The sequence below is a fragment of the Streptosporangium sp. NPDC003464 genome, assembly GCF_053588315.1.
On the sequence record NZ_JBSFPS010000283.1, the window covers coordinates 1 to 12,931 of the forward strand.

Here is a 12,931-nt window from a genome sequence, read left to right on the forward strand (position 1 = left end):
GGGTGACGCTATGAACAACGGAGCGGCAACAGTTGTGGCAGGTGGGGCAGTGATCCCCACGTCTGACTCATGTGGCAGATTCGAACATGTCATCGCCCAGACGATCAGCGACTGGCCGCGGCCCATGTCGCCGGCCACGAACACGCCGTCCACCGAGGACATGTAGCCCTTGTCCCGCGCGACGTTGCCGCGCGCGTCGAAGAACTCGCCGGAGGCGACCCCGGCCAGCTCCTCCAGCAGACCGCCCTTCTCCGGGCCGACGAAGCCCATCGACAGCGTGACCAGCTCCGCCGGGATCTCCCGCTCGGTGCCGGGGACCGGCCTGAAACCGGCCGCCGGGCCCTCGACCTCGACCAGGCGCAGCGCCCGGACGTTGCCGTCGGCGTCGCCGACGAACTCGGTGGTGGAGACCGCGTAGACCCGGTCGCCGCCGCCCTCGGCCAGCTCCTCGTGGGCGCTCTCCATCTTGAACAGGATGGGGAACGTGGGCCACGGCTGGCTGCCCGGACGCTCGGCCGGAGGCTGGGGCATGATCTCCAGCTGGGTGACCGAGGCGGCCCCCTGCCGGATCGCGGTGCCGATGCAGTCGGCGCCGGTGTCACCGCCGCCGATCACGACGACGTGCTTGCCCTCGGCACTGATCGGCGAGACCGGGTAGTCGCCCTCCTGGACCTTGTTGGCCGGGGGGAGATACTCCATCGCCTGGTGGACGCCCTTCAGGTCGCGTCCGGCGACCGCCAGGTCGCGCCACTGGGTCGCGCCGCCCGCCAGGACGACCGCGTCGAACTCCTCCCGCAGCTGGGCCGCGGTGATGTCGACGCCGACGTCGACGCCGGTGCGGAACTCGGTGCCCTCGGCCCGCATCTGCGCGAGCCTGCGGTCGATGTGCCGCTTCTCCATCTTGAACTCGGGGATGCCGTAGCGGAGCAGCCCGCCGATCCGGTCGGCGCGCTCGAACACCACCACGTCGTGCCCGGCCCTGGTGAGCTGCTGGGCGGCGGCCAGGCCCGCGGGGCCCGAGCCGACGACCGCGACCCGCTTGCCGGTCTTCGAACTCGGCGGCTGGGGGGTGACCCAGCCCTCGTCGAAGGCACGGTCGATGATCTCGACCTCGACCCGCTTGATCGCGACCGGGTCGGAGTTGATGCCGAGCACGCACGCCGCCTCGCACGGAGCCGGGCACAGGCGGCCGGTGAACTCCGGGAAGTTGTTGGTGGCGTGCAGGCGCTCGATGGCCTCCTGCCAGTCGTCGCGGTAGACCAGGTCGTTCCACTCGGGGATGAGGTTGCCCAGCGGGCAGCCGTTGTGGCAGAACGGGATGCCGCAGTCCATGCAGCGTGCGGCCTGCTTGGTCAGCGCGGGCCGGGGGAAGTCCTGGTAGACCTCCCGCCAGTCGCGGATGCGCACGTCCACCGGGCGGCGCGCCGGCAGCTCGCGCCCGTGCGTGAGGAAACCCTTCGGGTCAGCCATCGGTATGCCCCCTTATCCCTGAACAGTCTCGTGAGCGCGGCCGGTCATGACCACTTCGGTATGTGTCGGCATCGGCGTCATCCCTGAACCGCGGCGGCCATGACCGCCTCGTCGATGTCGCGGCCTTCGAGGCGCGCGGCCTCGGCGGCCCGGAGGACCCGCTTGTAGTCCGTCGGCATGATCTTGCTGAACCGGGCCGGGTCCCAGTCGGTGAGGAGCGCCTTGGCCACCGTGGAACCGGTCTCGGTCAGGTGCGCCTCGACGACCTCCCGCAGCATGTCGGAGTCGGCCTCGTCCAGCGCCTCGATCTCCACCATCTCGCGGTTGACCCGGTCGGCGTTGAGGTCGAGCAGGTAGGCGACGCCGCCGGACATGCCCGCCGCGAAGTTGCGGCCGGTCGGGCCGAGGACGACGACCTTGCCGCCCGTCATGTACTCGCAGCCGTGGTCGCCGACGCCCTCGACGACCGCGGTGGCGCCGGAGTTGCGGACGCAGAACCGCTCCCCCATCACGCCGCGGACGAACACCTCGCCGGAGGTCGCGCCGTACAGGCCGACGTTGCCGGCGATGATGTGCCCCTCAAGCGGGGCCTCGTCGTGCGGCTGGAGTGTGATCCGGCCGCCCGACAGGCCCTTGCCGAGGTAGTCGTTGGCGTCACCGGTCAGCCGCAGCGTGACGCCCCGGGGCACGAAGGCGCCGAAGGAGTTGCCGGCCGAGCCGGTGAAGCGGACCTCGATGGTGTCGTCGGGGAGCCCGGCCCCGCCGTACCGCTTGGTCACCTCGTGGCCGAGCATGGTGCCGACCGTGCGGTTGACGTTGCGGATGGGCAGCTCCAGGGTGACCCGCCGGCCGTTGGCCAGCGCCCCCTCGGCGAGCTGGATCAGCGTGTGGTCCAGGGCCTTGTCCAGGCCGTGGTCCTGCTCCTGCGTACGGCGGAGCGCGGTGCCCGCGGGCAGCTCCGGCTGGTGCAGGATCGGCGCCAGGTCCAGGCCCGCCGCCTTCCAGTGGTGCTCGGCCGAGGTGGTGTCCAGCAGCTCGGCGTGGCCGATGGCCTCGTCGAGGCTGCGGAAGCCCAGCGCGGCGAGGTGCTCACGGATCTCCTCGGCGATGAACTCGAAGAAGTTGACCACGAACTCGGGCCTGCCGCTGAAGCGCTTGCGCAGCTCGGGGTTCTGGGTGGCGACGCCGACCGGGCAGGTGTCCAGGTGGCACACGCGCATCATCACGCAGCCGGAGACGACCAGCGGGGCGGTGGCGAAGCCGTACTCCTCGGCGCCGAGCAGCGCGGCGACGACCACGTCGCGGCCGGTCTTGAGCTGGCCGTCCACCTGCACGACGATCCGGTCGCGCAGGCCGTTGAGCAGCAGCGTCTGCTGTGTCTCGGCCAGGCCCAGCTCCCAGGGGGCACCCGCGTGCTTGAGCGAGGTCAGCGGGGACGCGCCGGTGCCTCCGTCGTGACCGGAGATGAGCACGACGTCCGCGTGTGCCTTGGACACGCCCGCCGCGACCGTGCCGACGCCTACCTCGGCCACGAGCTTGACGTGCACGCGGGCGGCCGGGTTGGAGTTCTTCAGGTCGTGGATGAGCTGGGCGAGGTCCTCGATGGAGTAGATGTCGTGGTGCGGCGGCGGCGAGATGAGGCCGACGCCCGGGGTGGAGTGCCGGGTCTTGGCGATCCACGGGTAGACCTTGTGGCCGGGCAGCTGGCCGCCCTCGCCGGGCTTGGCGCCCTGGGCCATCTTGATCTGCAGGTCGTCGGCGTTGACCAGATACTCCGACGTCACGCCGAAGCGGCCGGAGGCCACCTGCTTGATGGCCGAGCGGCGGGCCGGGTCGTAGAGCCGCTCGGGGTCCTCGCCGCCCTCGCCGGTGTTGGACTTGCCGCCCAGCCGGTTCATCGCGATGGCGAGGGTCTCGTGCGCCTCCATCGAGATGGAGCCGTAGGACATCGCACCGGTGGAGAAGCGCTTGACGATCTCGGAGACCGGCTCGACCTCGTCGATCGGGACCGGCTCGCGGACGCCGTCCCTGAACTTGAACAGGCCGCGCAGCGTCATCAGCTTCTCGGCCTGGGAGTCCACCAGGCCGGTGTACTCCTTGAAGATCTCGTAGCGGCGCGAGCGGGTGGCGTGCTGCAGCTTGAAGACCGTCTCGGGGTTGAACAGGTGCGGCTCGCCCTCGCGGCGCCACTGGTACTCCCCGCCGACCTCCAGACGGCGGTGGGCGTTCTCGGCCCGCGGGTAGGCCCGGCGGTGGCGGAGCGCGACCTCCTGGGCCAGGACGTCGAAGCCGACGCCGCCCAGGCGCGAGGTCGTCCCGGCGAAGCAGGCGTCGATGACGTCCTTGCCCAGGCCGAGCGCCTCGAAGATCTGGGCGCCGGTGTAGGAGGCGACGGTGGACACGCCCATCTTGGACATGACCTTCAGCACGCCCTTGCCGTAGGCCTTGATGAGGTTGCGCACGGCCTTGTGCCTGTCGATGGCCAGGACGCCGGAGCCGACCATGTCCTCGACGGTCTCGATGGCGAGGTAGGGGTTGACCGCGCCCGCGCCGTAGCCGATGAGCAGCGCCATGTGGTGGGCCTCGCGGGCCTCGCCGGTCTCGATGACCAGGCCGACCCGGGTACGGGTCTTCTCGGCGATCAGGTGGTGGTGGACCGCGCCGGTGAGCATCAGCGACGGGATCGGCGCCAGGGCGTCGGAGGAGCCCCGGTCCGACAGCACGATGATCCGCGCCCCGCCCTCGATCGCCGCCGAGACCTCGGAGCGGATCTCCTCGAGGCGGCGCAGCAGTGCCTCGCCGCCGCCGGCGACCTCGTACAGGCCGGAGACGACGCGCGGGTGGAAGCCCGGCAGCGCGCCCTCGTCGTTGATGTGGATGATCTTCGCGAGCTCGTCGTTGTCGATCACCGGGTAGGGCAGGACGAGCTGGCGGCAGGAGGCCGGGCCCGGGTCGAGCAGGTTGCCCTCGGGGCCGAGCGTGCTGGCCAGGGAGGTGACGAGCTCCTCGCGGATGGCGTCCAGCGGCGGGTTGGTGACCTGGGCGAAGAGCTGGCTGAAGTAGTCGAACAGCAGCCGGGGCTTCTCGCTGAGCACCGCGACCGGGGTGTCGGTGCCCATCGAGCCGATCGGCTCGGCCCCCACCCTGGCCATCGGCGACAGGATGATCCGCAGCTCTTCCTCGGTGTAGCCGAAGGTCTGCTGCCGCTTGATCAGCGCCTCGTGGGTCGGGATCTCGCGGGAACGGGCGGGCAGCTCCTCGAAGCGGACCAGACCGGCGTGCAGCCACTCGTCGTAGGGCAGCTCGGCGGCGAGCTCCGCCTTGATCTCGTCATCCTCGATGATCTTGCCGAGCGCGGTGTCGATCAGGAACATCTTGCCGGGCTGCAGGCGGCCCTTGCGGACCACGTCCCCCGGCGCGATGTCGAGCACGCCGGCCTCGGAGGCCAGCACGACCAGGCCGTCGGCGGTGACCCAGAACCGTCCGGGGCGCAGGCCGTTGCGGTCGAGGACCGCGCCGACCAGGGTGCCGTCGGAGAAGGTGATCGAGGCCGGGCCGTCCCAGGCCTCCATGAGGGTGGAGTGGAACTCGTAGAAGGCCCGCCGCGCGGGGTCCATCTCGGTGTGGCTCTCCCACGCCTCGGGGATCATCATCAGCACCGCGTGCGGCAGCTTGCGCCCGGTGAGGTGGAGCAGCTCCAGCGTCTCGTCGAAGGAGGCGGTGTCGGAGCCGTCGGGGTCGCAGATCGGGAACAGCCGCGACAGCTCGCCCGGGATGGCGGCGGTCTCCAGCATGGCCTCGCGGGCCCGCATCCAGTTGCGGTTGCCCTTGACGGTGTTGATCTCACCGTTGTGGGCGACGTAGCGGTAGGGGTGCGCCAGCGGCCACGACGGGAAGGTGTTGGTGGAGAAGCGCGAGTGGACCAGCGAGATCGCGGTCTCGTAGCGCTCGTCGCTCAGGTCGGGGAAGAACGGCTCGACCTGCGAGGGGGTGAGCATGCCCTTGTAGACGATCGTCCGGGCGCTCAGCGAGGGGAAGTAGACGTCCACCTCGTGCTCGGCCCGCTTGCGCAGGCAGAAGGCCAGCCGGTCCAGCTCCAGCCCGCTCTCCCCGCCGGGGGAGGCCACGAACAGCTGCCGGAAGAACGGCATCACGGCGCGGGCGCTCGGCCCGGGCAGCGCGGAGTCGGTCGGCACGTCGCGCCAGCCGAGGACCGTCAGGCCCTCCTCCGCCGCGATCTCCTCGATCATCCGCACGCCGGTCTCGCGGGCCTCGGAGTCACTGGGCAGGAAGGCCATGCCGGCGGCGTAGGAGCCGGCCGCGGGGAGCGGGAAGTCCGTCACCGCGCGGAAGAAGGTGTCGGGGATCTGCGTCAGGATGCCGGCTCCGTCGCCGGTGTCCGGTTCGCTACCCTGGGCCCCCCGATGATCGAGATTGCACAGCGCCGTCAGAGCCTTCGCGACGATGCCGTGGCTTCGGCGCCCGGCCACGTCCGCGACCATGGCGACGCCACAGGCGTCGTGCTCGTGCGAGGGGTGGTACAGGCCCTGGGGCTCGGGAAAGCCGAGGTGGGCAGCAGGCATTGAATCCCTCCCGTCGTCTCGCTTCTGTGGAACAAGCAAAGGGACGACGTTGGCCCTGCTGCGTGGTGTGTAGACATTACCGTACCCTGCCGGAAACCTGCCTACCCGACCCATATCACAACCATTTAGTGCCGGTTTGACCGCTTCGTTCAACATGGCGGCACGGCAGAACATTCCAGGTGAGGGCTCTAGGGTTGCCCCATGGAAGCGATTGCGGCGCTCATCGCGCAGGCGGGTGTGGACGGCAGGCGGCTGCGGACGGTGCTGACGCTCCTGGGCGACGGCCGCTGGTGGACACTGGCGGATCTGGTCCGGGAGAGCGCGACGTCGCGGCGGACCGTCGAGGCCCTGCTGCGCGAGGTCGAACTGGAGCGCTCCGGCGAGCGTTTCCGGCTCCGCGAGCCGCTGATCGGCCTGACGGGCGGCGGCCTCGCGCCGGCCGACCCGGTGGCCCACCTGCTGCCCGGGCACGCCGGCCTGGTCGCGCGGATGGAGGAGCTCATCGCCAAGGCGCCCCGCGGCCGCCAGGCGCTGGACCACGTGGCCGCCACCGCCGACACCGTGGTCCGGCGGGCGCTGCTGCTGGACGCCCGGTTCTGGCTGGAGGGGGCCCGGCTGCTGTGCGTGGGCGACCACGACCTGACCTCGCTGGCCACCGCGATGCTGCACCCGGGCGTCGAGGTGACCGTGGTGGACATCGACGAGCGCATCCTCGCCTACATCTCGGAGCAGGCCGACCGGCTCGGCCTCGCCGTGCGGACCCGCTGGGCCGACCTGCGTCTGGGCCTGCCCGCCTCCGCGCAGTCGTGGGCCGACCTGGCCGTCACCGACCCGCCCTACACCCCCGAGGGCATCGGCCTGTTCGTCTCCCGCGCCGTGGAGGGGCTGCGCGACCGCGAGCGGGGCCGGATCCTGCTGGCCTACGGCGCGAGCGAGCGCACCCCGGCGCTGGCGCTGAAGGTGCAGCACGCCCTGTCCCAGCTCAACCTCGTCAACGAGGCCATCTATCCCGACTTCAATCGCTATTTCGGCGCCGAGGCCATCGGCTCCGCCGCCGACCTGTACATCCTGCGCCCCACCACCAAGACCTGGCCCGCCGTGGCCGCCCGCGTCGACGGCTTCGGCGCCGCCATCTACACGCACGGCCCCCAGTCGATCGAGTCGGCCCCCGCCCCCGCCCCCGCGCCGGCCGCCGCCGGCCCGGCCCCCGAGGTGCTCGTGGGCGAGTGGCCGAAGGACCTGCTCGCCAAGGCGCCCCGGGCCCGGCTGGCGACCTGGCTCGCCAAGCCCTACGCCAGCGACCCCGCGAGGGTGGCGATAGCCGTGCCCGCCGGGCTGGAGGCGGCGCTCCCCCGGCTGCTGCTGGCCACCCGCGCCCAGCACGTCCAGGTCACCCTGGCCGGACCGCCGAAGGACCTGCCCACCGAGCTGCTCTCGGCGGTCTACGGACTGACCGTCGAGGGCCGGACCGTCCACGCCGTACGGCTGCCGCCCCCCGCCACGGCCGAGGGGCGGATCCTGCGCCGCGTCCTGGACAACGCCCACGGCAAACTCGCCAACACCTGGCGCGAGGCCCTCATCAAGGCCCGTGACGGGCTGACCAAGAAGCAGGCCAGGGCGATCGTCGGCCGCCTGGCCCCCTGGGCCGACGACGTCACCGTCCTCGAACTGCCGGCCTGCCGCCTCCAGCAACTCCCCGCCGCGGTGGCGGCCTCCCTCACCGCACCAGACGCCGCTGGATCACCAGACTGAGGCCGTCCATCGCGACCTGCGGATAGGTGAGGTCCACCCGGCCCGTGCCGCCCACCGGGGCGACCCAGCTCACCGTGACGTAGTGGCCCAGGGCCCGGGCCTGGGCCCAGCTCCGGGAGCCGTCGAAGCCGGCCGGGGTGCCGGGGGCGGGCCGTACGAACCCGCCGTCCTTCAGGGCCGCCACGAGCCTGTCGGCCGCGGTGGAGTCGGCCAGGTTGAAGACGGCGAACTGCCCGGAGATCCGGCCGTCCGGGGTCGCGTAGTGGGCGCGCAGCGCCTGGCTGCATCCGGCGACCGCGGCCTCGGCGCTCCCCCACACCGCCGGGACGCAGTCGGTGAGCGCCTCGGTCCCCTTGACGGTGAGCGTGGTCCCGCCCGCGCTCACCGGCCCGGCGGGGAACATCTCGGCGACGGTCAGCGGGTCGGGGTCGGCCGCGCGGGTGGCGATCGGCGCGTAGTGCGCCGTGGTCGGCTCGCCCCGGAAGGTGGCCGGGCGCGGGGCGTCGGCGCCGCCGCCCAGCCACAGGAACGCCGCCCCCGCGGCGACGGCGAGCAGCACGGCGGCGACGGCGATCCACTTGCGCATGACCGATGAGCCTACTGCGACCGGACAGGTGGCGCAGGTCTAAGCAGGTCTAAGGGGCGGGAGCGGCCGCGACGACACGGCGGAAGACGGCCTTCTCCGCACCCCGGACCGCCAGGGACAGGGAGATGAAGTCGTCCTTGGCGCCCGGCTCGGCACCGTCGGCGCGACCGATCCAGACCAGGCCCACGTAGTGGCCCATGGCGTGGCCGCTGGCCTCGGTGTAACCGCCGGCCGGGAAGCGCACCCTGGCCGACTCCAGCGGATGAGGCCAGCCGCCCCGGTGCATGGTCGTCAGCGACTGGACGAGCGCGTCGGCCGCGGCGGCGTCACGGAGGTTCAGCAGGGTGTATTGGGCGACGTGGCGACCGTCGGCGGTGGCGTACAGGCCCCGGACGGCCTGGGTGCACCCGGCCTCGGTGAGCCGGCCGGCCAGCCCCTGCCCCCAGACCGCCGCCGAGCAGTCGGTGTCGAGTTTGGTGGCCGCCAGCCTGAGCGTGGTCCTGCCCTCCTTGAGGACCTTCTCGGCGAAGACGTCCTTCAGGGTCAGCGGGGCGGTGTCGGCCTTGCTCTGCGCGATCGGCGCGAACAGCTTCGGGGAGACCCAGCCCTTGTAGGCGTCGGGCCGGGGCTGGGTGGAGATGGCCGCGGCGGTGGCCCGCTCCGGCGAGAAGTCGTTGCCCATCGAGTCGATCACGAAGGCGAGGACGACCGCGGCGGCCAGCACCCCGGCCACCGAGGCGACGGCCACCAACAGCCGCTGCTGGCCCCGGCTCAGCCTCCGCTCCTCCGCCGGAGGCGCGCTCCTGGTCTGCGCCTTCGCCGGAGCGCGGCGGCGCTTGCGGGCAGGGGGGGTCGTCACAGTCCGCTCCCTCCCAGGAGATTGCCGAGGGCGAAGGTCAGGCCGGCCGCGACCACGCCGACGACGAGCTGGCGCAGCCCGCTGTACCACCAGCTGCGCGCGGTGACCCGGGAGACCAGCGCACCCGCGCCGAACAGCGCCAGGCAGGAGATCACCGCCGAGCTCACCAGACTGGTGACCCCCAGCAGGTACGGCAGGAGCGGCAGGATCGCGCCCACGGAGAAGGACAGGAACGAGGAGACGGCGGCGGTCTTGGGCGAGGGCAGGTCGTCCGGGGTGACCCCCAGCTCGACCAGGGCGTGCACCTCCAGCGCCTTGTCCGGGTTGCGGGAGATCTGCCTGGCCACCTCGGCCGCCAGCGCGGGCTCGACGCCGCGTGACTCGTAGAGCTGGGCGAGCTCCTGCTGTTCGGCCTCGGGGTGGCGTTGCAGCTCGCGCCGCTCGACGTCGATCTCGGCGAGGGCGAGCTCCCGCTGGCTGGCCACCGAGACGTATTCGCCCCCGGCCATGGAGAACGCGCCCGCCGCCAGCCCGGCCACCCCGGCCAGCACGATGACCTTGGTGCTGGCCGTGCCGCCCGCCACACCCGCGATCAGGGCGAAGTTGGAGACGAGGCCGTCCATCGCGCCGAACACCGAGGGCCGCAGCCAGCCGCCGTTGACGTCACGGTGTGCGTGATGGATCTCGGCGCGTCCCCCGGACTCGCCTGCGCTCATGATCTGCCTGTCTCTCCCTCGGACACGGCCCGCACCGCGACCCCCTCGCCGGAGGTCCCGGAGGCGTCTGTCCCGCCGGCCTCGCCGGCCTTCTCTTCCTGGTCCGCCTGGTCGGACGGGTGCGCCGGGTCGACGGCCTCCGCGCCCTCCGGCGCGGCCCCCCGCGTCAGGCCGGCGGACCCGCCGTCCTTCCCGGCGTCACCGGTCTCCCCCTCATTGTCCGCGGCCACCCTCTCCGCGCCGTCACCGGACTCCGCGGCCCCGTCGGCCTGGTCGGACGGGTGCGCCGGGTCGACGGCCTCCGCGCCCTCCGGCGCGGCCTCCTGCGTCAGGCCGACGGACTCCTCACCGGTCTTCCGCCCGGCATACCAGAAATACGCCACCGCCGCGACGAACAGGACGATGGAGGTCCACTGGTTGAGCCGCAGGCCGAGGATGTGGTGGGCGGTGTCCACCCGCATGCCCTCGATCCAGAACCGGCCCACGGTGTAGCCGGCGACGTAGAGGGCGAACACGCGGCCGTGACGGAGCGCGAACCTGCCGCCGATCCAGATCAGGACGAGGGCCAGGCCCAGGTCCCAGATCGACTCGTACAGGAACGTGGGGTGGTAGGTCGACTCGCCCGGCACCGTGCCCGGCCGGTCGGGGTCGATCTCCAGGCCCCAGGGCAGGTCGGTGGGGCCACCGAACAGCTCCTGGTTGAAGTAGTTGCCCCAGCGGCCAATGGCCTGGGCGAGCGCGATGCCGGGGGCGACGGTGTCGGCCACCGCGGACAGGGAGATCCCGCGGCCGCGACAGCCGAACCACACGCCCAGCGCGCCCAGGGCGACGGCCCCCCAGATGCCCAGGCCGCCGTTCCAGATGAACAGCGCCTCGATCGGCTCGTTGGGCGCGTCCGGCCCGAAGTAGAGCTGCCAGTCGGTGATGACGTGGTAGAGACGCCCACCGACCAGACCGAACGGCACAGCCCAGACGGCGAGGTCCACGATCGTGCCGGGCGCGCCGCCGCGGGCGCGCCAGCGGCGCTCACCGAGGGCGACGGCGACGATGACGCCGAGCACGATGCACAGTGCGTAGGCCCGGATGGGGACCACGCCGAACAGATGCCAGACCCCCTGGGAGGGGCTGGGAATCGAGGCGAGGGGCATGTCAGGTGACGTTACCGTGTCACGGCCTACTTGGCCGCATCAAGGATCGCATTGCGCAGATCGCCCGGCTTGAACGCCACGTCGTTGGCCAGCTCGACGCCGTTGAGCTTCAGCGTCGGGGTGCCCTGGAGCTTGGCGCTCTCCAGGACCTTGGCGCTGTAGTCGGCCTGGGTGGCCGCCTTCTCCTGGCCGGTCACGCACTTGGCGAAGCCGGGGTCGGTGACGCCGGCGTCCTTGCCCCAGTTGACCAGGTCGTCGAGCTTGAAGCCCTCGACGGTCTCCGACGGCTGCTCCTTGAACAGCGTGTCGTGGAACTTGATCCACGGGACGCCGCCGGGGATGCAACGGGCCGCCGCGCCGGCGCGGAGGGAGTTGCCGCGGGTGACGCCGCTGTTCATCTCCTGGGGGAAGATGGTGATCGAGTGGTAGACCACCTTGACCTTGCCCTCGGCCGCCAGGTTCTTGATCGTGGCGCTGCTGGTCTCCTCCAGCGCCTTGCAGGCGGGGCACTGGAAGTCCTCGTAGACGTCCAGCACCGGCTTCTCCACGCCCGCCTTGGCCATCACCATGGAGCCGTCGGCGGCGGGGGTGATGGGCGCCAGCGCCCCGGTGAGCTCCTCGGACTTGCTGCCCTGGGCGGCGAACCACCAGCCGGACCCGACGGCGGCGAGCGCGACGACCGCCACGGTCGTGATCGTCGCGATGCGCTTGAGCCGCTCTTTCTTCTGCTGCTCCTCGCGCTGCGCCTTGATCCGGTCACGCGCCGACTGATCCCGCGCGGCCTTGCCCATCAGTGGTTCTCCTTTTCATAGGGCTTCTCGTCGTCGCCCTCGATGTCGTCGTCATACGGCTTCCGCGCCGAGGTCAGGCCCAGCGCCGAGTCCAGTGCGAACCGTCCCGGCGGCAGCCAGGCGATGACCACGCCGAGCACGAAGAGACCGAAGTCCCGCAAGATGTCGACGAGGTATTCGGGCTCCACGCCGGCCTTGAGCTGGCCGCCACCGCCGAAGCAGCCGCAGTCGATCCGCAGCCCGCGCGCCCACGCCGAGGCGATGCCGATGACGAACGCCAGCATGAGCAGCGCGGAGATGATGCCCGCCACGCGGGTGAGCAGCCCGACAATCAGCAACACCCCTACGACGATCTCCACGATGGGCAGGCCGTAGCCGATCACCGTGGCGAGTGAGTCCGGAAGCAGTTCGTATGCTCTGACCGCCTGCACGGACAGCACCGGCGCGCCGATCTTCCCCCAACCGGCGTAGACCAGCACACCCGCCAGCACCAGCCGCGAGACAGTCGTCACCCAGGGTAGCGCCCAACTCGCCGAGTGCGACCGCGGAAGCACGGGCTTGTCAGAAGTCACGAGCACCATCGTCTCCTATTCCGGGCCCCCGGTTACGGCCGATCTCATTGGAAAGGCACCATCTGGGAGAAACCCCATCACGAGCCAGATAAGCGTCGAATAAATCAACTACCGGGCAGAGAACCGCAGAACTGCCACACCAGAAACGCGCAGGTGGCGGCCTGGCGCAGGCAGATATCCTACGGTGAAGCCGGGCTCCGATCGCGCCGGACGGCCTCTCCATCATTGCGCACGGTGGCGTCCGTCCCCCGGATGACCCTCCTGGGCCCGCGAGCGGGGTCCGCGCGTCGCGGCCGTGGAGCGGGAGGCCGCGCACACGGGCCGGAGACAGGAGCGCGGCCGGAGACAGGAGCGCGGCCGTCCGGCAGGACGGCCGTGGTGCAGGGGCCCGGGGCGCGGCGGCGTGAGGCGTGATCGTTTACGCGGTGTTCCCATTCTGTTCCCATCGGGCCTC

The 12,931-nt window shown here is 71.6% G+C and carries 9 protein-coding genes; 1 reads left to right on the plus strand and 8 read right to left on the minus strand.

Annotated features, from left to right (window positions below; genetic code table 11):
• Positions 1–1,470 (minus strand): glutamate synthase subunit beta (locus ACWDS7_RS40195; RefSeq protein WP_451933541.1); only part of this gene is annotated, 1,470 nt, incomplete at its 3' end.
• Positions 1,471–1,547: 77 nt separating this feature from the next.
• Positions 1,548–6,053, minus strand: a complete 4,506-nt coding sequence (gltB, locus tag ACWDS7_RS40200) for a glutamate synthase large subunit (protein ID WP_451933542.1) — start codon at positions 6,051–6,053, stop codon at positions 1,548–1,550.
• Between the two features lie 201 nt (positions 6,054–6,254).
• On the opposite strand from gltB, the gene ACWDS7_RS40205 reads away from it, so the two are divergent.
• A complete protein-coding gene (locus ACWDS7_RS40205) occupies positions 6,255–7,805 on the plus strand; it encodes a bis-aminopropyl spermidine synthase family protein (RefSeq protein WP_451933543.1) in 1,551 nt (516 codons plus the stop codon).
• On the opposite strand, the gene ACWDS7_RS40210 is transcribed toward ACWDS7_RS40205, so the two are convergent.
• Genes ACWDS7_RS40210 through ACWDS7_RS40235 form a run of 6 tightly spaced genes read right to left on the minus strand, consistent with a single transcriptional unit; the run spans position 7,771 to position 12,417 of the window.
• Positions 7,771–8,391: a hypothetical protein gene (locus ACWDS7_RS40210; RefSeq protein ID WP_451933544.1), complete on the minus strand. Its 621-nt coding sequence runs from the start codon at positions 8,389–8,391 to the stop codon at positions 7,771–7,773. The genes ACWDS7_RS40205 and ACWDS7_RS40210 overlap by 35 nt on opposite strands.
• Positions 8,392–8,440: 49 nt before the next feature.
• Positions 8,441–9,250, minus strand: coding sequence for a hypothetical protein (locus tag ACWDS7_RS40215; RefSeq protein ID WP_451933545.1), 810 nt, complete (start codon positions 9,248–9,250; stop codon positions 8,441–8,443).
• Positions 9,247–9,966 carry a VIT1/CCC1 transporter family protein gene (locus ACWDS7_RS40220; protein ID WP_451933546.1) on the minus strand — a complete coding sequence of 240 codons (720 nt, stop codon included), beginning with the start codon at positions 9,964–9,966 and terminating at the stop codon, positions 9,247–9,249. The genes ACWDS7_RS40215 and ACWDS7_RS40220 overlap by 4 nt, the downstream gene beginning before the upstream one ends.
• On the minus strand, positions 9,963–11,114 hold the full coding sequence (gene lgt, locus ACWDS7_RS40225; protein WP_451933547.1) for a prolipoprotein diacylglyceryl transferase: 1,152 nt from the start codon (positions 11,112–11,114) through the stop codon (positions 9,963–9,965). The genes ACWDS7_RS40220 and lgt overlap by 4 nt, the downstream gene beginning before the upstream one ends.
• A gap of 26 nt (positions 11,115–11,140) precedes the next feature.
• The gene (locus ACWDS7_RS40230; RefSeq protein ID WP_451933548.1) at positions 11,141–11,905 is read right to left on the minus strand and encodes a DsbA family protein; all 765 of its coding nucleotides are present in this window, start codon (positions 11,903–11,905) and stop codon (positions 11,141–11,143) included.
• Positions 11,905–12,417 carry a MauE/DoxX family redox-associated membrane protein gene (locus tag ACWDS7_RS40235; protein ID WP_451933549.1) on the minus strand — a complete coding sequence of 171 codons (513 nt, stop codon included), beginning with the start codon at positions 12,415–12,417 and terminating at the stop codon, positions 11,905–11,907. Before ACWDS7_RS40235 ends, ACWDS7_RS40230 begins: the two co-directional genes overlap by 1 nt.
• Positions 12,418–12,931: the final 514 nt, after the last annotated feature.